Annotated in this window: 17 protein-coding genes, 1 tRNA gene and 1 pseudogene; 2 read left to right on the top strand and 17 right to left on the bottom strand. The window is 64.4% G+C overall.

The genetic code is table 11. The features are described from left to right. Positions 1 to 3: 3 nt before the first annotated feature. Genes BLW38_RS09640 through BLW38_RS09615 form a run of 6 tightly spaced genes read right to left on the bottom strand, consistent with a single transcriptional unit; the run spans position 4 to position 4,028 of the window. Positions 4 to 429: a 30S ribosomal protein S19 gene (locus BLW38_RS09640; protein ID WP_092817047.1), complete on the bottom strand. Its 426-nt coding sequence runs from the start codon at positions 427 to 429 to the stop codon at positions 4 to 6. After that, positions 426 to 1,148 (bottom strand): 50S ribosomal protein L2, encoded by a 723-nt coding sequence (locus tag BLW38_RS09635; RefSeq protein WP_092817046.1) that lies wholly within the window; start codon positions 1,146 to 1,148, stop codon positions 426 to 428. Before BLW38_RS09635 ends, BLW38_RS09640 begins: the two co-directional genes overlap by 4 nt. Beyond that, positions 1,149 to 1,403: a 50S ribosomal protein L23 gene (locus tag BLW38_RS09630; protein ID WP_092817045.1), complete on the bottom strand. Its 255-nt coding sequence runs from the start codon at positions 1,401 to 1,403 to the stop codon at positions 1,149 to 1,151. Further along, positions 1,400 to 2,146, bottom strand: coding sequence for a 50S ribosomal protein L4 (gene rpl4p / locus BLW38_RS09625; RefSeq protein WP_092817044.1), 747 nt, complete (start codon positions 2,144 to 2,146; stop codon positions 1,400 to 1,402). The genes BLW38_RS09630 and rpl4p overlap by 4 nt, the downstream gene beginning before the upstream one ends. A 3-nt stretch (positions 2,147 to 2,149) precedes the next feature. Continuing rightward, on the bottom strand, positions 2,150 to 3,166 hold the full coding sequence (locus tag BLW38_RS09620; RefSeq protein ID WP_092817043.1) for a 50S ribosomal protein L3: 1,017 nt from the start codon (positions 3,164 to 3,166) through the stop codon (positions 2,150 to 2,152). Between the two features lie 10 nt (positions 3,167 to 3,176). Beyond that, a complete protein-coding gene (locus BLW38_RS09615; RefSeq protein ID WP_092817042.1) occupies positions 3,177 to 4,028 on the bottom strand; it encodes a putative RNA uridine N3 methyltransferase in 852 nt (283 codons plus the stop codon). A 462-nt stretch (positions 4,029 to 4,490) separates the two neighbouring features. Between BLW38_RS09615 and BLW38_RS09610 the strand changes: the two genes are divergently transcribed. After that, positions 4,491 to 4,561, top strand: a tRNA-Gly gene (locus tag BLW38_RS09610). 168 nt (positions 4,562 to 4,729) lie between these two features. Here BLW38_RS09610 and BLW38_RS09605 read toward each other — a convergent pair. The 7 genes and pseudogenes from BLW38_RS09605 to csg all read right to left on the bottom strand — a co-directional run bounded on the left by BLW38_RS09605 (position 4,730) and on the right by csg (position 12,273). Continuing rightward, positions 4,730 to 5,179, bottom strand: coding sequence for an HVO_A0114 family putative DNA-binding protein (locus BLW38_RS09605; protein ID WP_177167474.1), 450 nt, complete (start codon positions 5,177 to 5,179; stop codon positions 4,730 to 4,732). A 25-nt stretch (positions 5,180 to 5,204) separates the two neighbouring features. Beyond that, positions 5,205 to 5,542, bottom strand: a pseudogene (locus BLW38_RS09600) (toxin-antitoxin system TumE family protein). Positions 5,543 to 5,730: 188 nt separating this feature from the next. Next, complete coding sequence (locus BLW38_RS16265) at positions 5,731 to 5,967, bottom strand: hypothetical protein (protein ID WP_177167473.1); 237 nt, start codon at positions 5,965 to 5,967, stop codon at positions 5,731 to 5,733. 115 nt (positions 5,968 to 6,082) lie between these two features. After that, positions 6,083 to 7,225 carry an ABC transporter permease gene (locus BLW38_RS09590; protein WP_092817040.1) on the bottom strand — a complete coding sequence of 381 codons (1,143 nt, stop codon included), beginning with the start codon at positions 7,223 to 7,225 and terminating at the stop codon, positions 6,083 to 6,085. A gap of 40 nt (positions 7,226 to 7,265) precedes the next feature. Next, on the bottom strand, positions 7,266 to 7,931 hold the full coding sequence (locus BLW38_RS09585; RefSeq protein ID WP_092817039.1) for an ABC transporter ATP-binding protein: 666 nt from the start codon (positions 7,929 to 7,931) through the stop codon (positions 7,266 to 7,268). Next, positions 7,928 to 9,133, bottom strand: coding sequence for a COG1361 family protein (locus BLW38_RS09580; RefSeq protein ID WP_092817038.1), 1,206 nt, complete (start codon positions 9,131 to 9,133; stop codon positions 7,928 to 7,930). Before BLW38_RS09580 ends, BLW38_RS09585 begins: the two co-directional genes overlap by 4 nt. Positions 9,134 to 9,438: 305 nt before the next feature. Further along, entirely contained in the window at positions 9,439 to 12,273 is a 2,835-nt protein-coding gene (gene csg / locus BLW38_RS09575) for an HVO_2072 family ArtA-dependent S-layer glycoprotein (RefSeq protein ID WP_092817037.1), read from the bottom strand. A 389-nt stretch (positions 12,274 to 12,662) separates the two neighbouring features. Between csg and BLW38_RS09570 the strand changes: the two genes are divergently transcribed. Next, the gene (locus BLW38_RS09570; protein WP_092817036.1) at positions 12,663 to 15,299 is read left to right on the top strand and encodes a S8 family serine peptidase; all 2,637 of its coding nucleotides are present in this window, start codon (positions 12,663 to 12,665) and stop codon (positions 15,297 to 15,299) included. A gap of 155 nt (positions 15,300 to 15,454) precedes the next feature. On the opposite strand, the gene BLW38_RS09565 is transcribed toward BLW38_RS09570, so the two are convergent. The 4 genes from BLW38_RS09565 to BLW38_RS09550 all read right to left on the bottom strand — a co-directional run bounded on the left by BLW38_RS09565 (position 15,455) and on the right by BLW38_RS09550 (position 23,519). Beyond that, entirely contained in the window at positions 15,455 to 16,942 is a 1,488-nt protein-coding gene (locus tag BLW38_RS09565; protein ID WP_092817035.1) for an autotransporter outer membrane beta-barrel domain-containing protein, read from the bottom strand. A 157-nt stretch (positions 16,943 to 17,099) separates the two neighbouring features. Beyond that, positions 17,100 to 19,454, bottom strand: a complete 2,355-nt coding sequence (locus BLW38_RS09560) for a PKD domain-containing protein (protein WP_092817034.1) — start codon at positions 19,452 to 19,454, stop codon at positions 17,100 to 17,102. 298 nt (positions 19,455 to 19,752) lie between these two features. Beyond that, the gene (locus BLW38_RS09555; protein ID WP_143040836.1) at positions 19,753 to 22,473 is read right to left on the bottom strand and encodes a beta strand repeat-containing protein; all 2,721 of its coding nucleotides are present in this window, start codon (positions 22,471 to 22,473) and stop codon (positions 19,753 to 19,755) included. 45 nt (positions 22,474 to 22,518) lie between these two features. Further along, a protein-coding gene (locus BLW38_RS09550; protein ID WP_092817032.1) for an IS630 family transposase occupies positions 22,519 to 23,519 on the bottom strand; the annotation gives its coding sequence in 2 pieces (ribosomal slippage) (positions 22,519 to 23,027 and positions 23,027 to 23,519; 1,002 coding nt in all). Between the last annotated feature and the right edge of the window lie 47 nt (positions 23,520 to 23,566).

The raw sequence follows: 23,566 nt of genomic DNA, 5'->3' as shown, positions 1-23,566 counted from the left end.
AGGTTACTTGAGAGGCACGAACTTCGAGGATCGGGTCGCGCCGATGCCGGCCTGGCCGTGTTCGACCGACGTCCGGGTGAGCTGGAACTCGCCGAGATAGTGGCCGATCATCTCCGGCCGGACCCGGACGCGCTCGAAGCTCTGTCCGGTGTAGACCTCGAAGGTCACTCCGACGAACTCGGGCAGGATCGGCATGTCCCGAAGGTGGGTCCGGATCGGGTTATCCGCCGTCCCCTCCTCGGTTCGCTCACGGGCGGTCTCGAGCAGCTTGCGCTGTTCGGTGCCCAGTCCTCGTTCGATGGTTCGCCGCTGGCGTGCGGGAAGCAGTTCCGCGACCTCGTCGAGATCGAGTTCCTGCAGCTCCTCGAGCGTGTGGCCGCGGTAGGCGAACTCCTCGCCCTCGCGGCCGATGCGGTATTCGGTGCTCATTTGTTACTCCCGCGTCCGGTGCGTTTGGACGCGATATCGCCGACCTTGCGTCCCGGCGGAGCGTCCCGCGAGACGGACTTCGGCTGTCCGGGGTGCTGGCGGCCGCCGCCACCGAACGGGTGGTCGACGGCGTTCATCGCGACGCCCCGAACGCGCGGGTACTTCGTCCCGCGTGCCTTCATCTTGTGATGTTTGTTTCCGGCCTTCACGAACGGCTTCTCCGTTCGACCGCCGCCGGCGACGACGCCGATCGTGGCGCGTGCCTCGGGGTTGAGTCGTTTGACCTGGCCGCTCGGCAGTTGCACGACCGCGACGTCGCGGTCGTGGGTCATCAGCGTCGCCGAGACGCCCGACGCACGGGCGAACTTGCCGCCGTCACCCGGCTGGCTCTCGACGTTACAGACGGGAACGCCCTCGGGGATCTCCGCGAGGGGCATCGTGTTCCCGGGTTTGATCTCCGCGCTCACGCCGACCTGGATCGTCTCGCCGGTCGAGACGCCCTCGGGCGCGAGCACGAGCCGCCGGTCGCCGTCCTCGAACTCGACCTCCGCGAGGGGGGCCGAGCGGGCCGGGTCGTGCTCGATGCCGACGATCTCGCCGGCGATCGTGCCGTCGGACTCGTTCTGTTTGTGCGACAGCTCCGCCTTGTAGCGGTGCGAGGGAGCTCGGAACGTCGAGCCACCGCGTCCGCGTCGTTGTCCCTGAATTCGTCGTCCCATCTAGAACACCCCGATTCGGGAGGCGACCTCGGTGGCGTCGTCGTCGGCCGACAGCGTCACCGTCGCCTTCTTGGTTCCCTTCGGCGTTATCTGTGTGTTCACGTTCGTGACCGTGACGTCGTAGCGGTCCTGGATGGACTCGCGGACGTCGCCCTTCGTCGCGTCGATGTCGACGAGGAACTGGAGCTTGTTGTCGAAGTCCATCTCGTCCATCGCCTTCTCCGTGACGATCGGGTGCTCGATGATCGAGCTCATCGGTCGGCCACCTCCTCGACGGCGCCTTCGGTCCACACGGTGAGTCGTCCCGGATGCGTTCCGGGCGCGAGGTCCTCCGCGTTGACCGTCGCCGCGGTGGCGACGTCGACGCCGGCGAGGTTCCGTGCGGCACGGGACGGCTCCTCGGCGGTGACGACGAGCAGCGACTTGGGCTGTTTGTACTTCCGCCCACGGGTCTTCCCGCGACCCGCGCGGACCGAGCGGCCCTCCTCGGCGCGCTCGATGTCCGCGTCAGCCCCGACCGCCTCCAGGAACGCGAGCGCGTCCTGGGTCTTCTCGAGGTCCTCGAAGTCGTCGGAGACGACCAGCGGCAGCTCGAGGTCCTCGTCGAACGCGTGGCCGCGCTCGGCGACGATCTCGGCGTCCGTGGTGGCCGCGATGGCCGATCGGATGCCGAGCTGCCGTTCCTTGTCGTTGAGGTCCTTCGACTGGTCCTTCTCGGCCTTGGGCGGGTGGGCGCGCCGGCCGGACACGGCGCTCGGAACGCGGCGTGCCTGTCCGTTCTCCTGGGGGATGTGCGCCATCCCGCGGCCGGAGCCTGGCGACTCCGCCGGGGTTCGAAGCCCGGCGAACTCGTCGGCGCCGTACGCCTGCTTTCGGTTGGCCTGTGCGACGGAGACCGCACGCCGGATGAGGTCCGGGCGGAACGCGGTCTCGAAGACGTCGGGAAGCTCCACGCTTCCCGCGTCCTCGCCGTCCAGGTCTCGTACTGTTGCCTTCATAGGTTATCCCTGGTTGGATGCGGTGGATACGTACCGGACCTCGGGGTCGAGGCGCGGTTGGTCGTTCGGTCGGATGGCCGGGCGGAACCGGATCAGTCGCTTGTCCGGTCCCGGCACGGAGCCCTTGATCAGCGCGTACGACCCGTCGACCTCACCGTGGTTGACGAAGCCGCCGTCGACGGAGGCCTCGTCGCCCTCGCCGAAGTCGATCAGGCGCTTGTTGAGCTCGGTGCGCTGGTGGTACCCGGTCTGTCCCTGCTGGGGGACCGTCGAGCGGACCCGAGAGGGGTTCCACGGACCGAGGTTGCCGATCCGTCGGCGCCATCCCTGGCGGGCGTGTTTGCCCTTCCGCTTCTGGACGCCCCAGCGCTTGACGGGGCCCTGGGTGCCCTTGCCCTTCGTGACGCCGGAGACGTCGGTGTACTCGCCCGCACGGAAGACGTCGCCGAACTCGTGGGCGCCGCCGTCGGAAACGAGATCGAGGGCGAACTCGGCGCGCTCGTCGATCGAGCCGCCGCCGACGCGGGTCTCCATCACGTCGGGTTTCTTCTTCGGGACGTTCGAGAGGTCGGCCGGGGCGGTGTGGGTGATGACGCGAACGTCGTCCACGGCGCCCGACTCGAGCAGCGCCTCGAGCTCCTCGGCGTCCTCCTCGAACGTGTCTTCGGCCGGCAGATCGAGGGTCCGGTCGAGTTCCTCGTGGAACTCGCTGGTCCAGACCTCCGTCACCGGCTTCTTGCCGTACGGCGTGTCTTCATAGGCGCGCAGGGCCACCGCGTACATCGGCGGCGTCTCCACCACCGTGACGGGAACGGATTCCTCCATCCCCTCACGCGGCGAGTTGGCTTCGTCGTTGACCATCACGACGTGGGTCATTCCGGCCTTGTAGCCGGCGAACCCTTGGAGCGCTGGCGCTCCGTCGTCGTCGGGCCACGAGCGGATGCGAGGCACCTCGCTCGACGCGCGTGTGCGCGGTCCAAAGCCCAGCGAGCCTTTGCGTGGTCGGCTTGGTTGTGGCATGTGTTTACTCCTACTCCGTGAGTGTGAGGGACGCGAGGGACGCGAACATCGCCTCCTCCGTTCGCACCACCTCGCTTCCCTGGTTCGGGATCGTATTGAGCCAGAGGTCGAACCCCGGATCGGGTTCGACGGGGCCGCCGGCTGCGGCCGTGACGTCCTCGGGGCGGACCCCGAGGATCTCCGGAAGCCCTCTGCCGGGTGCGCCGAAGGCGACGACGACATCGTCGGCGCCGTGCACCGTCGGGGCGAGTTCGGCGAGCCGCGACACGGAGAGCGCCTCCCCGTGTCGTGACGTCGCGATTGCGAGCTCGCCCGCGGCGAGGACGTCCGGAAGGTCCGCGCTCACGACCTGGAAACCGTCCTCCGGCTTCCCGGTGATGCGGGCGCGGACCGGTTCTCTCGAAGAGACCCTGATGGTGACGCGCTCCCCCTGCTCGACCGACATCCCGTCGGGAACGAGCAGTGAGATCGGGTGTTCCCCCAGCGGGGAATTGACCCGGACGCGGCCGTCAGGTCCGACCTCGGTCACGAGTCCCTGTGTTGTCGACTCGTCCCCGTCGGGGGGCGAGCCGGTCCGTGACGGGACACGAAGCGGCGGGAGCACGCCGACGTACGCCAGCTCGTCGCGTCGTCCCCAGAGATCCGTTCGGAGCTCGGGGGGCGTCGCGGCGTACCGGAGCACGGCTTCGACGAACCCGCCGCCCCGGCGTCGTTCGCCTTCCCGATCGGGGAAGACGACGAGCCGGGTCGCCGAGAAGACCGCGGCCGCGCGGGCCACGGTACCGAGTTTGCGAGTTGCCTCGCGTTCGTCCTCGGCCTCTCGAACGATCGAGGACGGCACACAGATCGTGAGTCCGTCCATGGATCGTCCCGTCACCAGACTGTATCCCGTATTCCCGATCACGGCGTAAAAGGGTAGCGGTACGAGTTTGCGGCTGTGTGGGTTTCACACGCCGGTTGAGAGGGGTTGACGGGATCCGCGATCGCGTCGGTGGGTGCGGACGATCGCCCGATCATCTATCGGACGAGTCCGGTCGCCGTTGCGGGATCGAGCTGCCGACCGGACGACACGTCGACGGTCCCCGTTCCGGTCTATAGTGGCCCTTTACTAGTTGATCGCGCGTATGAGCTTGTGAGACGTCGTCGGTCCGGCGTCGTCCGTCCGTCGACCGCGATCGTGGTTCAGCCGACCGACGATCGTGGTTCAGCCGACCGACGATCGCGATTCAGTCGGGCGATCTGGGTGGCTGGTAGCGCGGACCGTGGGCGGTGTGGAACGGAACGCTTTTATTTATCACCCGGGTTAGGATCAGATGCGAAGCACGCACCGGTAGTGTAGTGGTATCACGCAACCTTGCCATGGTTGCAACCCGCGTTCAAATCGCGGCCGGTGCATAAGGCGCTCACGCCCCTCTTTTCGCCATTTTCCGTTGTCTTCAACTGAAGCAGAAGATCGACGACACCGATGCCTAAGCACGGCTGTTTCTCGTCGTCCGTTTTCTTGGAAGCCGTCCGCTTGGAGACGGATGGTGACGTCTCGATGGACCACCGACTCTCAGGAGGTCACGGCGCAGCGGCTGCCGTGTCGCCGGCCTCCGGATCGAACGGGAGGTCGATCACGAGTTCGTCGAACCAGACGACCGGGCGCTTTCGCTGGCCATCTTCCTCGAAGAAGACGATGCCCAGCTGGGCGAGCCGACCGAGTTCCTCGTGGACGTTCTTCACGTCCCGATCAACGACTCGTGCGGTTTCGTTGATGCTGGCTGGCTCTTCGCGGCGGATGGCTTCGATGAGCTCGAGGACGCGCGGCGTTAGCGTCCCCATAAGGTCGTCGTAGCTGGTGAACGAGAGCGTCGGCGGGGAGTCCACCGCATCACTCCGGTCGAGTGTCTTGATCCCGTCGGTGACGTCGTCGTGGAACGCATCGGACGACGTCACGGTCACGACGAGGATTGATTCGGCCCGAAGCTGTTCGCGCTCCATCGGATGCAGCGGTGGCGTAGTGTCGTTCATAGGGAATCACCGTGGTGTGATGGCCTCATAGAACCTCGAACTCGGATTGCGGGATCTCGCTCCAGAACCGTTCCCAGAGTTCTACCACCCCGGGAACTCGATGATTGCTGGGTCGGGATCCGGTGCGACGTGCAGTTAGTGTCCTTTGGTGTCCTCGTGGGAGTTATCATATCGACGAATCGTCCCATCATCAAGCGTGTGGGGCGGATCCGGTTCCGTCACGCCGTAGTGGAACTTGTAGGCCCACCCGGATGGGTACGCATCCCGATCCGTCCGCATACAAAACACGCGGACGACGGTCCCGTCCGGATACTTCTGCCCCGCATTCACGCCATCGAGGTCGTCGTCGATCAGCGAGGCCATCCTCATCTATTGGTTCATAGACCAATATAATAAAACTATTGGTTTCTAGAACAATAGCAGTCGTCGCACTCCCAATACTCGAACGAATTCGCTTCGCCGGTTCAGTTCACCACGTCGTGATCCTTCCACTCACCCGTCGTCTCGTATTCCCCGTCACTGTCCCCGTCCGGCACGGTAACCTCGCCGAATTAGTGGCCGCCCTCGTACGTATCGTCCTCATAGACCGTGATTTCGATCGTCTTGCCGCACTTCAGACACTCGCGTATGAACGTCGAGTCGATCGTCGCGGCCGAACGGCTGCCGTGGTGGCCGGGTCCCGCAGCAGTGTCATCAGGAAGCAGATCCGCGACGACCGCCAACAGTTCTCTCGTGTGTACGTGGTCGGTTGACAGCTCGTAGGCATAGATCTCAGTTTCTTCGTCCATAATTCTCGATGTCCCTCGAACGGTGGTTTCAACGACGTCCGACGGTCCTCCAGTCGTGTTCCGTGAGCGGTGTGATAAAGCGTTCCGACCGATCGAAACCCCCTCGTCCGACGTCTCACCCTCGAAGCGCCTCGACGGGGCGATCGGTGGCCGCCTTCCAGGCGGGGTAGAGCCCGCTGAGGACGCTGGCGACGACGGCGAACGCGAACCCGGCGACGAGGTATCGGACGCTGTCCCACCGCAGGACCAGCAGGGGGTCGCCGGCGACGACGTCGAACAGCACGAGCCCGACCCCGAGGGAGACGATCGCGCCGAGCAGGCCGCCGATCACGCCGATGAAGGCGGCCTCGGTGAGGATCATCCGGAGGACTTCCCCCCGCCGGATCCCGACCGCGCGCAGGACGCCGATCTCTCCGCGGCGCTCGATCGTGGACATCAACATCACGTTGAGGATCGCGACGCTGGCGACGACCAGCGAGATCGAGCCGATACCCAACAGCGCGAGGTTCAACGTGTTCAGGAAGGAGTCGATGTTCTCCTGGGCGCTCGCGAAGCTGGTGACGCTCAGTTCCTCGTCCTCGCCGTCGTTGAACTCGGCCTCGAGCCGGTCGGCGATCCCGGACGCCGCCTCGCCGTCGGCGGCGACGATCGTCACGGTGTCGTAGTGCTGCTGGTCCGAGAGCCCCGAGATCGGGATCACGAGCTCGTTCCCCCCGCCGCCGAAGCCACCCTCGGCCTCGATCAGCCCCCGGATCCGGTAGAGGCGGCCCTCGTACTCGACCGGGTCACCGAGTTCGAGACCCAACTCTCGAGCCGTCTCGGCGCTCACCAACGCGCCGGACTGGAGCCGGGACGGCGCCTCACCCACGGACGCGTTGTACAGCGCGTCGGCCGCGGTCAGCCCCGTGACGGCCACGAAGGCCTCGCCCTCCCGCGACTCGATCGTCGTGGTGTTCGTCTTCTGGGGCACCACCCGCGCGTCGGTGACGACCCGCTCGATCCGGGTCACCTGGTCGTCGGTGACGCCGTCGGTCGGGCTGTCCTGACCGCTGGAGACGGTCACCTGGTTCGTGAGGCTGCCGAGGTCGGCGTTCGCCTGGGTCTGGATCGCCACCCCCGCGATCCCGAGCGACGCGATCGCGACGACGCCGATCAAGATTCCGAGGGCTGCGAGCGCGGTCCGCATCCGGTTCCGGCCGAGGTTCCGCCACGCCATCAGAACGCTCGGGAACCGGGTCAGGAGGTCGCCGGGGATCATTCCTGGATCACCCGATCGGTCAGGTCGAGCACTCGGTCGGTCATCCCTGAATCACCCCGTCGATCAGCTCGACCACCCGATCGGCGTACTCGACCAGCTGTTCGTCGTGGGTCACCGAGACGACGGCGACGTCCTCCTCGTCGGTGAACCGGGTGAGCTCGTCGAGGATCGTCGCCCCGGTGTCCCGGTCGAGGTTGCCGGTCGGCTCGTCGGCCAGCACGATGTCGGGTTCGTTGATCAGCGCCCGGGCGATCGCGACGCGCTGGCGCTGCCCGCCCGACAGCTCGTCGGGCGTGTGCGTGAGCCGGTCGCCGAGCCCGACGCGGCGCAGAAGGTCGACCGCCCGGTCGCGCCGGTCGACCGACGTGTCCCACATCGACGGGAGTTCGACGTTCTCGACGGCGGTCAGCATCGGCAGCAGGTGGAAGTCCTGGAAGACGAAGCCGATCCCGGACCGGCGCTCCTCGGTGAGGTCGGCCTCGGAGAAGTCGCTCACGACGCGGTCGTCGATCCGGACCGTCCCGCTCGTCGGCGTGTCGAGCAGCCCGATCATGTTGAGCATCGTGCTCTTGCCCGACCCCGAGGGGCCGATGATCGAGACCATCTCGCCGCGGTCGGCGTGGAAGTCGACGGCGTCGAGCGCCACGACCGTCTCGGCCCCGCTCTCGTAGCGCTTCGTCACGGACTCCAGGACGATGACGCTCATCGGCGGCGTCGGCGAACGAGGACGCCCGCGACGATCACGGCGAGGCCGACGATCGCGCCGATCGCCACGCCGCCGAGCCCGCCGAGCGGGCCGCCCCCGCCGGATCCGGTTCCGGCACCATTGCCAGCGCTCCCGGCTCCATCGCCGGCCGCATTCGTCCCGCCGGTCGCGCCCGCGCCGCCGTCGACGGCGACCTGCTGGGTCGTGGTCACGCGGTCGCCGTCGACGAGGTAGGAGATCTCGACCGGGACCGACTCGACGCCGCCGTCGAGGCTCGCGGTCAGCTCGAAGGTGGCGAACTCGCTGGCCTCGATCCCGCCGACGAAGTACTCCCGGGCGGGCGCGACCGGGGTCACCCCGTCAGCCTCGCCCACGCGCACGAGGACGGACTCGGCGTCGGTGCCGCCCAGGTTCGCGGCGTCGCCCTGGATCCGGATCCCGGAGCCGGCCGGGACGACCTCCAGGCCGGTGAGGCGGACCTCCCCGTCGACCGGTCGGTCGAGTTCGACGGTGCGGGAGACCGAGTGCTCGGCGTCGGCGGCGGTGTAGGTCGCAGTGAACGTGACCGCGTCGCTTTGCACGCCCGAGAGATCGACGTCGGTGCTACCGTTTCCGTCGGGCGCGACGTCGGCGATGTATCGGCGGTCGACGACCTCGTCGTCGACGGTCGCGGTCATCGCGATCTCGCTGGCGTTCGTGTTCCCGTAGTTGGCGAACGTGACCGTAGCGGCGTCGCCGTCGGCCGCGGTCGTCGCGGTCAGGTCCGCGGTGGTGACCGGCTCCTCGACCTCGATCGAGACGGGGTACTGGTAGGATTCCTGGGCTCCGTTCGGGCCGCGGACGGTGACGTAGACCGTCACCAGCCGGTCGCCCGGCTCCTCGAAGGTGGCCGACAGCGGGACCGTGACCGACCCGCCGGGACCGAGGGATCCGACGTTCTCGATGCGGCCGTGCGTCTCGACGCCGCCGGACGTGCGCACGTTGACCGACGTGACGTCGACGGCGCTCGTGCTCGACTCGAGGTTCTCGATCACGACGTCGAGCGTGACGGTCTCGTCGGTCGTCGGACTTGCCGGCGAGACCGTCACGTCGTCGATCCGGACGTTCGGGTCGTCGGCCGCGGCCGGCTGGGCGGCGATCCCGACTGCGGCGCCGAGCACGGCGAGGACGAGGAGGCCGGGGAGCAGTCGCGACCGCCTCATCGATCGAGGGTCGAAGCGTGTCGGTGCGGCGTGCGGGCAGGACCGGTCGTCGAGCGAACGCGCCGTGGAGGGGCGGGTCGGTAGCGGAGGAGAGGAACGGCAGTTCGATTCGTCATAGCTCCGGTTGGATGCGGAGGCATAAACACGTTACCCAGCCGACCGGTTCGCGATCGAGCGTTGGGAAGCGTGGCTGCTCACGGCGTCCGTCCTCGCCGACGCGTGCTGCGGCTGGTCGGTCGGAGCAGCGCAATAAAGAAACGCGAAATCGGAGCTGACCCGCGAGGGTCAGTGGTTAGGCGTCCGTGTTAGGGACGGCGTCGGACTGCGAGGAGCGCAGCGGCGACGAGCGCGACGAGCGCGACGACGGCACCGAAGCCGGGCGTCTCGGACTCGGACGGCTCAGTCGTGTCTGCGGGTTCCTCAGTCGCTTCAGTCGTGGGCTCCTCCGTGGGTTCCTCGGTGGGCTCAGTCGTGGGTTCCTCCGTGGGTTCCTCGGTGGGTTCCGTGGTTTCCGTTTCCTCTACCTCTTCGACGACCTCGATGTCGACGCGGTCGGTGTTGTCACCGTCGTCGGATTCGACCGTGTAGGTACCGGTTTCGAGGTCAGCCTCGGAGAGGTCCAGCTCGACGGACCACTGTCCGTCGGTGTCCCACTCGTCAGTGCTGTCGATGGTGATCGAGTCGCCGTCCTCGTTGAGGAGCTCCACCGTGATGGTGTTGTCCTCGGAGTCACGGTTGGTCGTACCCTCGACCGTGAGCGTCCCGTCGAGAGCGACCGGGTCGGTCGCGGACTCGATCGTCGTGAGGCCGCTGGCGAGCCGGAAGTTCTCCGTGACGATCAGGTCGTCGCTCGCCGTGTCCTCGACGGAGTTGGCGAGGATGCGGTCGCGGACCTGGTTGCCGGTGCTTGCGCCGCCGGCGTAGTCGTTCACGATGAGGTCGGCGAAGTCGCCCGCGTTGTCGGCGACACCGTCGCCGAAGCTCCCGTCACGACCGGACGAGATGATGTGCGCGGAGAGGGTACCCTCGCTCAGGTCCCCGATGTTGAGGTCCTCCTCATCGAAGGTACCGTCGCCGTCGACGGTGATGTCGTAGGCTGCCGCGTTACCGCGGGAGTCCACGAAGGCGACCACGAGCTCGTCCTTACCGGGCGCGGTGCCCTCGACGTCGACCTGACCGTCCTCGGTGGCGACCTGGCCGTTAATCGTCGTGAAGGAGCCGTCGAGCTCGGTGTCGGTCACGGAGATCGACGAGGTGCTGCTGACGCCGCTGTTGAAGTTGGACGTGGAGAGCGTGTCGTCAACGCCCTCGGTACTGTCGATGTCGGCGTCGGCCGCATCGATGACGCCGAGTCGGTAGGTGCCGGGCAGCGTGAGGAGGTTGTTACCGCCGCCGTCACCCTGCGAGATGGTGACGTCCTCCTCCTCGAAGGAGTTGTCGCTGTCGACTTCGACCGTCCGGGCATCGTCGATGTGGACGAGTTCGAACTCGTTGTTGTCCCGCGCGTAGATGGCGACTTCGTCGACGCCCTCGTTGGCGGTACCGTTCACGTCAACCTCGGAGCCGACCACGTACGCCCCGGACGGGCTGTCGAGGGAGACGTCACCCTCGGTCACGTCGAAGGACGCGTCGTCGTCGGACTCGACGCCGGTCACGTCACCGGTCAGCGCGCCGTCGGAGATGGACGCGCCGGCCGGGTAGAGGTCGATGTCGATGGACGAGTCGTCGAGGTGCTGCGTCTCGACGGACCCGACGCCGTTGCCGTCGTCGATCTCGACGACTGCGTAGGCGTAGTCGATGTCCGAGACATCGACGTTATCGGGGTTGACCGCTCCGTCGTCGGCAACGACGCCGGTTTCGGCGGTGTCGCCGACGTTACGGAAGGCCATCTTGGCCTGGTCAACGGTAACGCCATCGCGGAAGTCGCTGGAGTCGATGACGACTGCGTGGAAGTTACCTTCCGGGCTGTTTTCGATCGTGTACTGCAGGTTCTGGCCCTGGACGACCTCGTCGCTGTCCAGGTTCAGGGATGCCGTGCGGTCGGAGGAAATCGTGACCGTCACGGATTCGGTTGCGGAGCCGAAGTCGAGATCCTCGACGCCCGCGACCGAGAAGGTGTACTCGCCCGCGTCGACCGCGTTGGGGTCGATCGCGAACGCGCCGTTACCCTCATCGTTCAGGGTGTCGGAGCCCTCGACGATCTCGTCGGTGACGTCGAGGCCGTTCTCGTCCTCGACAGTCAGCTCGAGGTCCTCGGCGTCATCGTAGTTGTAGTCGAAGACGACTCTGGCGTTATCCTGATCCGTGGTGAGGATACCACCGGAGACGTCGGACCCGCCGTTGTTCTGGACTTCGAGGGTCGTCACGCGCGGGGTCTGCACCGTCACGCCGAAGGAGCCGTCGGTGGTCTCGTAGCTACCCGTCGACTGGTCTTGCGGGATCGGCATCGAGAGCGGGACGCCCTCGTCGGCACCGGCGGTGCGTTCGAGACTGCTAGGCGAGACCTCGTCGCCGTTGGCGTCGACAAAGGTGATGCTCTCCTCACCCTGGAAGATGGTGGCGCCGTTACCGACGTCACCCGCTCCGTCAGCGGTGGACCAGGAGTTGGCCGGCGCGTCTCCACGCACGGAGTTGCCGTCACCGTTGCCGTTATCCGGCGGCTGCTGGTCGTCGGAGACGGTGATGGTCGTCGTTCCGGTGTCAGTCTCGTTAGCACTACTATCGACGATAGTGCCCGAGACCTCGATCGTCTCTCCGTCCTGAGCCTGATCGTCGACCGAAACTGTGTATTCGAGCGTATCAGAGTCGACCGAGGCCAGGTATACTGCCTCGAACGAGTCGCTCGGGAGATCAGTCGGAACCTGGGTCTGCTGGGAGCTCGCCGACGTGATGTTGGCGACTCCTGACCCAGTCACGATCTCTTCAGTATAGAGATCCATGTTCTGCTGATCTGAGCTGATCTCGACTGTTACGTCAACTGTACCACCGGGTGCAACGGTCGCCGAGCCCGGCGACCGAGAGTCTGCTTGTTGGGCCGCGGCACCGCCGGCGAACGCCATGGTACCTGCGAAGACCGACAGGACCATGAGCGACGCCAGAAGGACGGCGCGCAACCGTTCGGTTTGTGTTTCGTCTATCATTGTTGGGTTATTGGCAGCGGGCATCTGAACCGAGTCGGCCACAGTTCAGCCACCACGCTGGCATTGTCGGTATGCAATCCAGCATTTGACCAGGTGTGGTATATGTTTTGTGGATCAGTGCCGAACCGAATCGAGCAAAAATGTGCGTAACGGACGTGTACGCGTCGATTTGCCGAATCGTGGTCTAACACTCGTCCGACGCTCGTCATATCAAACTCCGTGGGGAAATGTGACATCCCCACAAAATTGATGTCATCACCCCTCCTACCGAACGTCATTCCGACTACACCAAATCGAACCAACCGGGACCACTCCGTTCGCGGCGATCGGCATATCGCCACGTGGCCTGGTCCCGAAGGACAAGTCGGGGAGCAGTCGTGACGGCCGCTTTGCAGCACCGAGCCGTCGCCGTCTCCGTCTGTCTCATGCTCCTCGTGAGTGTCGGAGCGGTCGCTCCGCTCGCGATCGCGGCGACGGCGCCGATCGAGACGGCGAACGTCGACGATGGGGGATCGGAAGGGACGAGTGACGACGCCACGAACGGATCGGTATCGGCGGGTCCCGGGAGCGACAACGTCACGATCGATTCGACGATCCGGACCGCGGAGGGGAACACGACCGTCCTGGTCCGGTTCGACGGCCATCCGGCCGACGCCGTCGACGCCACCGACGGGAGCCGCACCGAGCGGATCGGATCGATGCGGGCACGCGCGAACGCGACGCGAGCCGCCTTCGAGCGCGTGGCCGCGAGGACCCCGGGCATCGAGATCGACCGCCGGCTCTGGGTCGTCAACGGAGTCGTGGTGACCGTCGATCCCGACCGAGTGAGCATCGACCGCCTGGCCCGCGTCGCGAACGTCACCGCGATCCGGTCGTCGACCGAGGTTCGGACGGAATCGGCGACCCGGAGCGAGGACCGACGGCCGGCGATGCGGACGGACCGCCCGGCACGGTCCGTCGCCGTCTCGACGACCGCGAACGCGAGCGCCGGGCTCGAGACGATCCGGGTGCCGGGAACGTGGGACCTCTACGGGACGCGCGGCGACGGCGTTCGGGTGGCGGTCCTCGATACGGGCGTCGACCCGGACCACCCGGACGTCACGCTCGCCGACGGCGGCTGGGCGGAGTTCGACGAGCGCGGCGTCCGGCTGGTCTCGGACCCCTACGACCCCAACGGCCACGGGACGCACGTCAGCGGGACCGTCGCCGGCGGGAACGAAAGCGGGACCGCGATCGGCGTCGCGCCCGAGGCCGAGCTGCTCCACGCGAAGACGTTCGGGGCCGACGGCTCGGGCACGTTCCGCCAGATCAGTGCGGGCGTCCAGTGGGCCATCGAGAACGACGCCGACGTGGTGAGCATGAGTTTCGGCGCGAACACGAAACGCGAGGAGGCGTTCATCGACCTCGTCACGAGCGCGGAGACCGCCGGAGCGACCGTCGTCGCCGCCAGCGGAAACAACGGTGCCAACACGAGTTCATCGCCGGGCGACGTTCACGAGTCGCTAACGGTGGGTGCCGTCGACGACGATGCGGTGGCGTATTTCTCCGGCGGGGAAACCGTCCACCGCGACGAATGGGACTCCCCGCCGGCGACGTGGCCCGACCACTACGTCGTCCCAGACGTGGTCGCGCCGGGGGTGAGCGTGTTGAGTGCCGTTCCCGACGACGGGTACGACCGCTTCAGCGGGACGAGCATGGCGACCCCCCACGCGGCCGGCGTCGTCGCCCTCGCCATCGCGGCGGCGGAGCGAACCGGAGGCGGCGGCGAGAGATCGACGCCGGCGACGATCCGGGAGGTCATCGCCGAGTCGGCTGTCGACCTCGGTGACGCCCCGACGCGGCAGGGCGAGGGGCGGATCGACGCCTACGGTGCCGTCGGCGCCGTGGGGGCGCCGACCTGCGGGCGGATCGCGTACGCCGGCACGGTCGAGTTGGCCGGCAACCTCACCGGCGAGGACGGCTGTCTCGTCGTCGGCAGCGACGACGTCGTCATCGACGGGAACGGCCACACGATCGACGGGACCGGCGTGGGGATCGAGCTCGCCGGGGAGGCTCGCTCGAACGTGACGATCCGAAACGTCACGATCGCGGGGACCGCCAGCCCGATCGCGACCGCGGGCGAGACCGCCGTCTCGGGGGTGACGCTCGCGGACGTCCGGACCACCGACGCCGACGATCCGATCGCGATCGCGGCCGCCGGGAACGTCACCCTCGAGTCGGTCGTCGTCGAGGGCGGAACGGGGACGGGGATCGACGTCGAAAACGCGTCGACGGCGACCCTCTCGAACGTCACCGTCACCGGGGTCGACGGCGACGGCATCGCGGTCACGAACGCGACGACGACGGGCACCGGTCTCGAGGTCGACGCCGGGGATGCCGGGCTCGCCGTGCGCGGGGGCTCGCTCGCAGTCGCGGAAAGCGACCTTCGGGGGACGGCCGGCGCCGGCGTCCGGGTCCGGAACGTCGATCGCGTGACCCTGACGGGGACGCGGGTCGCCGGCACCCCGCCGCTTTCGGCCGCCACCGCGGGGGATCTCGAGGCTCGGGACGTCACCATCGACGGCGGCGACGCCGGGAACGTCGAGGGCGTCGCCGTTCGCGGGACGAACCTGTCCGGGTCGGTGTCGGTGCCGGCGTCGGCGCCGGCGGCACCCGAAAACGAGACGGCCGTCACCGGGCAGGTGGCGCTGTCGGAGCTGTCGGCGCCGGCGACGGTCACGCTCCCCTACGGCCTCGGCGAGCGCGCGGTGGGGACCGAGATCACGCTCAAGCGCCACGACGGGACCGGATGGACGGCACTCCTGACCGAGCGGAACCGAACGGTCGAGACGGTCACTGCCGCCACCGGACGCGATGGCGTCATCGGGGGGTACGTGGTCGGGGATCGCCTCGACCCGTACCGGACCGACGGCCGGATCGATACTCGGGGGCTGGTGAGCGCGATCCGGGACTGGCGGGCGGACCGGCTGCGGACGGTTGACCTCATAGCCGTGATCCAGGCGTGGCGCGCCGATAGACGTCGCTGACGCGTCGGATCGGCCTCGCTATGGAGCTGTAAAGACGGGATGCCGCCGGTGAGAAGGGTCCAAACGTGCGTTGATCGGCGGACGGTACTGGTGACGGTCCTCAGCTAGGGGTGTCGAGGGGAGATACTACTCCCCGTCGGCGTGCGATGGCCGCGTCACCTGCTGCGCCACTGCTGGATGAGCTCGATGAGTTCCACCGTGCTGAGGTTCTGGGTTCGCCAGTCCTGGATCGCCTGCACGAGACCGCCGGTCTCGACCTGACCCTGCTCGTTGGCGTAGGGGTTCTCCTGCACCTCGATCGTGGTCGTCCCCGTGTCGGCCTGGGCGTCGGGGCCGGTGGCCGTTCCGGAGAGGGTCAGCGTCTCGCCGTCGGCGGCGTCATCGGAGACGTTGACCATATAGCTCACGTTCACCCCGCCGACCGGGTTGGTGTGGACGACCGACACGGAGGTGCCGTTGTCGCCGATACTCGGGGTCGTCGTGTCGGCGCCCGCGTCGACGATCTCGAAGCTGTCGATGGCGTCACTCGAGGCGGTCTCCTCGACGACGTCGACGGACGTTCCCGTTCCGATGATCTCGAGGTTGACCTCGACCTGCTCGCCCGGCGCCGCGGTCGCGTCGGTCGGTTCGCGGGTGGTCGAGAACTGGCTCACCTCGATGGTCGTCGTTCCGGCGTCGGTTTCGTTTGCATTCCCATCGATGACGGTGCCGGCAACGTCAATGGTATCCCCGTGTTGGGCCTGCTCGTCGACTGCAACCGTGTATTCGAGCGTATCGGAGTCGACCGAGGACAGGTACACTGCCTCGAAGGAGTCGCTCGGAAGATCGGTCGGAATCTGGGTCTGCTGGGAGCTCGCCGACGTGATGTTGGCGATCCCCGACCCGGTCACGATCTCCTCAGTATAGAGATCGATGTTCTGCTGGTCGGAGTCGACCGTAACCGTCACCGAGACCTCCTCGCCGGGCGCCGCGGTCACGGACTCGGGACTGTGGTCGGCGGTGATCCCCTGTGAGGTGCTGTCGTTATCGCCGGTCGTGTTGTCGCCGCTTCCGTCGTCGGTGGTGTTGTCACCGCTTCCGTCGTCGGTCGTGTTGTCACCGGTTCCGTCGTCACCGGTGCCGCCGCTCCCGTCACCGGGTGCCGCACCGCCGCTCCCGGAGACGGAGATGGTGGCGGTCTCCGAGATGTCCTGCGGACCGACGTTGGCTTCGACGTCGAAGGTCTGGCCGGCGGTGTCGGACGCGAGCGAGACCGTGATGCTCGGCGACTGGGTCTCGCCGGGTTCGAGCTGGTAGGCGTCGAAGTTCGGTGCCGACCAGTAGCGGTCGCTTTCGTACCAGGTACCCCCGTCGGCGTCGAAGTCCTCGACGGTGACGGCACCCTCTAGCTGGTACAGCGAACTCACGTCGAGGCTGACGTTGGCCGTCTCGCTGCCGGTGTTCTCCAGCACGAACTCGAGCGTGGCCGTCCCGCCGGCGGTCGCGTCCACGTCCGCGACGGTCAGGCTGACGTGGTTGCTCGCGACCGTCGCGTCGGTCCCCGAACCGGACTCGGCGGCGGCGATACCCCCCGAAACTGCGGTGAGACACAGCACGGCGACGAACAGGACGGTCGCCGTACGTGTGTGATGTGTATCTGGCATCAGCTATACATCGACATAGAGACGATTATATTTTTGGGAAGGCCGGAGTCGGGTGGTGACGTCCGCAAACTCGACTGTGCAGTCGATCCACGCTATCGGTATTTCGAAAGAGACACGCCCAGGAGAATAACCGGAAACTGCTACGTTGCAGCTACACTTAGAGGGAGCGCCAGCTTTCGAGCAGTTGGAGGAGGTTGCGCGTGGTCAGATCGCCGTTTCGCCAGTCAGCGACTGCCGTTATCAATTCGGAGGTCCCGATCCCGTCCCCATTGGTATCGTACTCATCGATGATCCCGTTCCCGGTCGATTCGGATTCCACGGTAACGAATGCGGTCGCAGATGAGGTCGCACCGTCATCGTCAGTTGCTATCATCGTAATTAGATATTCGCCCGGTTCAGCGAATGTATGTGACACTGTACTGCCCGTTGTATCGATAGTACCATCGCCGTTAAAGTCCCACTCGTAGGAGACGATCGTCCCGTCCACATCATACGATTCAGATGCATCGAATTGGAACTCTTCGTTCGGGGTCTTCGAATCGTATGTGAAGGAGAAGCCCGTATATGGTTGTTCGTTGGTCGGCTCCTGTCCGCCTTCGATCGACAACGTGTATGGGGCTGTCTCCTCAGTATACATCGCACTATCGACACGGATGTAGTACGTTCCCGACGAGTCCGGTGTATAGGAGACGTCCAGGTTTGCTGTGTCGCTTGTGGTGTCACTGGTATCAGATCCGGATGCAAGGATCTGATCGTCCGAATCAACGATTTCGAGATCCATGTCATAGTCCTTGTTATGCTGAACCGTGAGATCAAGCTGTTCGTCAGCGGAGACGTCGATCGCGTAGTAGTCTCGTTCTTCGGAGAGGATTTGCAGATCCTCATAGGTTCCCGGGCTGACTGGTGCTGCTTCCCCGATCACTCCGTTGGGCTCGAAGCGATCGTTCGATCCGATTCCCACATCCATCGTATATCCGACACGGTGTTCATCGTACTCGTTTCCGGAAACTTCGAGATAGAACGTTCCGTTGGTCTGACTTTCGTATCCGAGCCGATACGTCGTTCGATCATCCACCTGCTCGCTCAGATCGGTGGCCGTCTCGACCTGGTCGCCGCTGCTATCCAGGAGGGTAACGTCGGGATCGAATTCGGCATCCTTGTCGTTTCGGACGGTTGCGTTGATCGTTTCACCGGTATCGAGCGTGACCGCGTAGTAGTCGGTATCACCCGACAGGAGACTTAGATTGCCGTACTCTCCGGCTGTAATCTCGGTCGCTTTGTCGGTGACGCCGTTCGGCTCGAACCGATCGTTCGAAGCGACACCCACGTTCATCGTGTATCCGATATGCTGTTCGTCGTACTCGTTTCCGGAGACTTCGAGATAGTATGTCCCGGCGGTATCGGTTTCGTATCCGAGCTGATACCTCGTTCGATCATCCACCTGCTCGCTCAGATCGGTGGCCATCTCGACCTGATCGCCGCTACTATCCAGGAGCGTGAGGTCGGGATCGAACGCGGCATCCTTATCGTTTCGGACGGTCGCGTTGATCGTTTCGCCGGCACCGAGCGTGACCGCGTAGTAGTCGGTATCGCCCGACAGGAGAGTTAGCTTGCCGTACTCTCCGGCTGTAATCTCGGTCGCTTTGTCGGTGACGCCGTTCGGTTCGAATCGATCGTTCGAAGCGACGTCCACGTCCAACGTGTATCCAACGTCGTGCTCGTCGTACTCGCTCCCCGAAATCACGAGATAGTATGTTCCGGCGGTGTCGACTTCATACCCGAGACGATACTTCGTTCGATCGGCTATCTGGGTGCTCAGCTCTTCAGCGATCTCGATCCGGTCACCACTACTATCGACCAACTCCACGTTGGGATCGAACGCGGCATCCTTGTCGTTTCGAACGGTCGCGTTGATCGTTTCACCGGCGCCGAGCGTGACCGCGTAGTAGTCGGTGTCACCCGACAACAACGTGAGATCGGTGAACGTTCCCGCAGTGATCTCGGTGGCGTTGTCGATAACGCCGTTTGGCTCAAACCGATCGTTTTGCGCGGTAACGACATCGATCGTATAGCTCGCCGCTGGGTCACTGGAGCCGCCGGCTCCATCGACGAGAACATAGTACGTCCCGCTTTCATCGGCTTCGTATCCGATTCGATGCCGAGTTTGATCCGAGATATCCGTACTCAGGTCCTCGCCGATGTTTCGGGACTCGCCCGTTGGGCCGTACAACTCGAGATCGACGCTGACGTCGGCATCCTTTGCGTTCCGCACGGTGACATCCACCGTCTCGCCCTCCGCGAGGTCGATCGCATAGTAGTCCTGGTCATCCGGCCCGATACGTGTGTCCCCGCTGAACCCGGACGTGATCGATTTCGCCGTGTCGAAATCGTCGTTCGGTTCGTACGCACCGGTAGCGGCGACCGGTCCACTCGCGCTCGCAAGCACGCTTAACACGAGGATGACAGTAAGCGCAATGTGAGCAGTATGTCGTGCCCGGATCAACCCAAACATACCTGTGGGTGTGTAGTCGGGTTCGTTTAAAGCCACCGGTAGTGTGACTATATTGTCATTTTTCGGTGGTATTCATCGAGTCGGTGGATGGTCATAGCTGCTGAGGGGTATTCTCGGACGGCATCCGCTACGATCTGGAGTTGAAGGCTTCGGCGTCGATCCCGGAGTTCAGTGTCGGATGACGCCGCGAGCTGCCGTCGATCAGGAGTCGATCAAAGCCGTGGCTACGGGGTGATGCGTCGCGTTCGATAAAGAATAAAACCGCGAGGACCGATCGGGGGAACTGCGACCCGATCAGTTAGTTATCGGACCGCCACTGCTGGATGACGGCCAGCAGCTCTTCGGTCGTCAGGTCATCGTTCCGCCAGTCGCCGATGGCGGTGATGAGCCCGTCCGTTGCGACTTCGCCCTGCTCGTTGCCGTACTCGGCAACCGGGTCGAACTCGCCTTCGCCGTCTGCCGGAGTGATCGTCACGGTGGTCGTCGCGCTCGTGTCACCTTGCGTGCTGTCGGAGACATCGAGCGTGACGTCCGCCGCGGTCTCGTTGGAGACCTCGGGGAAGGCCACCGTCACGTTCGCGTCCACGGTCACTGCGCTCGTGTCGTAGTCGCTGTCCGGCTGGATGCCGAAGACGATCTGGTTGTCCGTGCCACCGTTCGCGTCAGCCAGCGACGCACTGTCCGAGATGGAGATCTCGTCGCCGTTCGCGTCGGTGACGTTCAGACTGTTGGGAGCGCTCCCCTCGAAGCTCGCGCTCGCGGGCAGCGTGATCGTGTACTCGTCGGAGTCCCCATCGTTGCTCGCGTTCGTCACCGTGTAGCTGAGGTCGTGGTCGACCGTCGTGTTCGACTCGACCGTGTTCGGCTCGAGCGAGACGTTCGTGATCGCGTAGCCTTCCGGCCCTGCCGGCTCTTCGACGGTCACGTTGACCGTGTCAGCGTTGAAGGTCTTCTGCGAGGAGGCCGTCTTCGTAGCCTCGACCGTGTAGTCACCGGCCGAGTACGTAGCGGTGTCGAACGTCACCGACTCGGTGCCGTCGATCTCGAGGTTTTCCGCAACTACGTTACCGTCGGCGTCGGTGATCGTGAGCTGGCCGATCGTCTGTCGATCACGGTCGAGCCGTTCGAGCGTGAACTCGATCGAGTCGTTCTGCGTGACCGTGGTCGAATCAGCCGAAAGGTTCAGGTCGGCCGTCTCGAGTGCCACGATGCTGTCAAGCGTCGTCGCACTGACGCCCGTGTCGTTGATGTTGAGATCGACCGTACCGGAACCGATGTCACCGCTTACGTCGACGAACCCTTCATCGAGGGTCGTGTCGACGCCGAGGTTACCACCGTTCGTCTCGAAGCCAACGCCGTCAACCGGAAGGTTCTGGTCGTTAGCGTCGGTCACTTCGAACGTGTAGTCAACCTCGGTGTTGGGTTCGACGTTCGCAGGCACGTCAGCCCGCTCGCCGTTCTCGAAGAGGTAGATGCTCGGACTCTCAGCCGGCAGCGACACGTCACCTGCGGCAGTACTTGAACCGGCCGAGTCATTTGCATTGTGAACCAGTTCGAACGGTGCCGACGCATCCTCGCCGAACGGCTGGACGCCGACCGTCACCGTTGTCTGGCCGTTCTCGTCCAGCGTGTACGTCTGCGGTGAGTCGCCGTCTGCGAGAGACGTGCCGTTAACGACGTAGGTCGTGTTGACAGCGGTCAGTGCAATTTCACCATTTGCGAAGGTACCACTCTCGCCCGCCCGCGGGTCCTCGACAGTGTACACCACGGTCGAGTTGAGACCCTCGGTCAGGGCGTTGCCCTCCTGATCGTTGATGGACGCCGTGATGTCGGGTGCGACGACGTCAATCGTCGTCGATCCGGTTCGTGCGTTTCCATCGTCGACACGCAGTTCGAGCGTGTCACTGGCGTTGGTTGCGCTGACGGATACCTGCAGCGCGTCGTTCGTGCCGTCATCGTCGGTATCCACGGGGGACGGACTGAGTTGCGTCTCAGAGCCATCGTGGGTCTGGGTGACGGTGAAGCTGCTAAGATCGCTACCGTTGACAATCTGACCATCCTCGGTCACGGTCAGGTTGTGCATCTCGGAGACGCCAGCCAGTGCAGGAGTCGTGTCTGAGGAAACCTCGTAGACTTCCGCACCAGTGACACTCAGCACGTCGGTGGCGTTCACGCGCGTGTCACTGCCAGCTGCGTTCACGACTTCAAGACTGACCGAGCCAGTCGCATCGAAGCTGATGTTCGATGCCGAGTATTCGCCGTTGTTGATCGACGAGAACGTGGCGACAGGCGTGCCGTCAACCTTCACTTCGCCGTTCGGACCGTCGATCGTGATGTTCTGTCCAGTCTGGTAGTCATTCGAGCTGGTGTCAGCGTCGGTGACGTTGAACCCGCTCGAGTCCTCGTGAGTTAGGTTCACGACACGGTTGTTGAGCGGTGCTCCGTCCGCGTCAGTCACCTGAAGGCTTGCCTCGATCGTGTCGTCGATCGTGGCACTGGTCGGACTGAAGCTGTTGAACTGGTCACCAGTCACCGAGACGGATGCTGAGTCAGTCACTTCAGTGCCGTCGGTCTTGTACGCCACAACATCAACAGTGATCTCACCCGCCTGTTCGGGGTAGAGGCCACTGAAGCTTGCCGTTCCATCCGCATTATTGGAACTGTTCAGGACGACTTCCTGCTCGCTAATGCCAACGTCATCACCGCTGATCGTGACAGTGGCATTATCGAGGTTTCCGGAACCGGGTGCCTGGTTATTACTGCCAACAACGTCAACGTCGAAGTTCTGGGCATCTTCACCACCAGTCGAACCAGCGACCTCGATCGACTCTTTAGTCGGAGTCACGAGGAGGTCTTCAGTCGATGTCTGCACATCAACGGAATCACTGCCGGTGAGGTCCAGCGTCGACGGCGTGATCGTGCCGTTGGCTTCGTAGCCAGCGGCCGTTTCAGAGGCGTTGTTTTCGAGGGTTACCGTCACCGCGTCCGCCGAGGCGTTCGGCGTCGCGTTGAATTCCACGGTCGACGCGTCAGACGCATTCGACACGTGGATGTATAGTAGACGTTAGAAATAGTTGCTCACTTTTGGGATAGAGATTTGGTCAAGAGCACTGTCGATCGCTGTTGTCAGCTCGTCGAGTGAGTCGAAGAAACGGTTGCTGAGTGCTGCTTGAAGTTGTCTCCAGCATTCCTCAACTGGGTTCAGCTCCGGTGAATACGATGGGAGCGTCACAAACGCGAGGTCGTCACGGGACGCTAGGTCCGTGACGGCCGACGCCTGAAAATACGGTGCGCCATCGAGGACAACAATTAGATCGTCTTCAAATTCTTCACATAGTGCTAAAATGAAATGTTTTGCGTGGTCGGCGGTGATGTACTCTGTAAACCGAGAGAAAAAGCGATCACCGTCCTCGGTGATTGCGCCCAGCAGACACGTCCAGTCCCGTTGACCAGATAATTCGACGGACGGCCGCGTGCCGCGCGGAAACCACGCGGCACGCGGCTCAACTTGGACCGATTTCTTGGTTTGATCGATACAGACTACTGTGGCGTCCATCTCTCGCCGCTTTTTTTGATCTCGTCGTGAAACGCTTCTTGGTCGTCTTCGTCGGATTCAGGCGCTGAGCGGCGTGGTTTTTGATAACTCAATCCCGCTTCTTTCAACAACCGCCGGCAGCTTGGGATTGAGTAGTCGACGCCGTACGTTTCTTCAAGATATTCTTGTGCGAGCGCCGGCGTCCACGCCGGCGCGTCAACGCCGATCTCTTCGGGTGATTCGTGGACTGTTTGTTCAAACTCTTGTTGCTGTTTTTCTGAGATTTTTCGTTTCCGACCAGATCGGTGAGCATCTGTAACAGCTTGTTCAAGCGGTTCGTCGGTATCGAGTCGGTTGAGCCAGTTATAGATCGTTTTTCGCTCTGTGTCGTACCATTCGGCAAGTTCGGTTTGCGTGACGCCGTTTTTGTACGCGATCGCAGCTAACAGCCGTTGAGTCGGCTTGTTTCCATCAACATTGTCAAGCGCCTCTTGGAGTTCTTCGACAGAGATCTCGTTGAGGTGATCCATTACAGGCAATATACCTCTCTGAGTAAAAAGCTCTACCGACTACTATA

Source organism: Halopenitus malekzadehii (genome assembly GCF_900108505.1).
In the GTDB taxonomy this organism is placed as follows: domain Archaea; phylum Halobacteriota; class Halobacteria; order Halobacteriales; family Haloferacaceae; genus Halopenitus; species Halopenitus malekzadehii.
Note: the sequence above shows the minus strand (reverse complement) of the source record. Positions and strands in the feature narration are given on the sequence as shown.

What these genes read in the sequence shown, in the direction of transcription:
- BLW38_RS09585 (WP_092817039.1), bottom strand. Translation starts at nt 7,931, where the DNA reads ATGAGCGTCATCGTCCTGGAGTCCGTGACGAAGCGCTACGAGAGCGGG.
- rpl4p (WP_092817044.1), bottom strand. Translation starts at nt 2,146, where the DNA reads ATGAAGGCAACAGTACGAGACCTGGACGGCGAGGACGCGGGAAGCGTG.
- BLW38_RS16265 (WP_177167473.1), bottom strand. Translation starts at nt 5,967, where the DNA reads ATGGACGAAGAAACTGAGATCTATGCCTACGAGCTGTCAACCGACCAC.
- BLW38_RS09630 (WP_092817045.1), bottom strand. Translation starts at nt 1,403, where the DNA reads ATGAGCTCGATCATCGAGCACCCGATCGTCACGGAGAAGGCGATGGAC.
- BLW38_RS09635 (WP_092817046.1), bottom strand. Translation starts at nt 1,148, where the DNA reads ATGGGACGACGAATTCAGGGACAACGACGCGGACGCGGTGGCTCGACG.
- BLW38_RS09615 (WP_092817042.1), bottom strand. Translation starts at nt 4,028, where the DNA reads ATGGACGGACTCACGATCTGTGTGCCGTCCTCGATCGTTCGAGAGGCC.
- csg (WP_092817037.1), bottom strand. Translation starts at nt 12,273, where the DNA reads ATGATAGACGAAACACAAACCGAACGGTTGCGCGCCGTCCTTCTGGCG.
- BLW38_RS09565 (WP_092817035.1), bottom strand. Translation starts at nt 16,942, where the DNA reads ATGCCAGATACACATCACACACGTACGGCGACCGTCCTGTTCGTCGCC.
- BLW38_RS09560 (WP_092817034.1), bottom strand. Translation starts at nt 19,454, where the DNA reads ATGTTTGGGTTGATCCGGGCACGACATACTGCTCACATTGCGCTTACT.
- BLW38_RS09620 (WP_092817043.1), bottom strand. Translation starts at nt 3,166, where the DNA reads ATGCCACAACCAAGCCGACCACGCAAAGGCTCGCTGGGCTTTGGACCG.
- BLW38_RS09580 (WP_092817038.1), bottom strand. Translation starts at nt 9,133, where the DNA reads ATGAGGCGGTCGCGACTGCTCCCCGGCCTCCTCGTCCTCGCCGTGCTC.
- BLW38_RS09640 (WP_092817047.1), bottom strand. Translation starts at nt 429, where the DNA reads ATGAGCACCGAATACCGCATCGGCCGCGAGGGCGAGGAGTTCGCCTAC.
- BLW38_RS09605 (WP_177167474.1), bottom strand. Translation starts at nt 5,179, where the DNA reads ATGAACGACACTACGCCACCGCTGCATCCGATGGAGCGCGAACAGCTT.
- BLW38_RS09590 (WP_092817040.1), bottom strand. Translation starts at nt 7,225, where the DNA reads ATGATCCCCGGCGACCTCCTGACCCGGTTCCCGAGCGTTCTGATGGCG.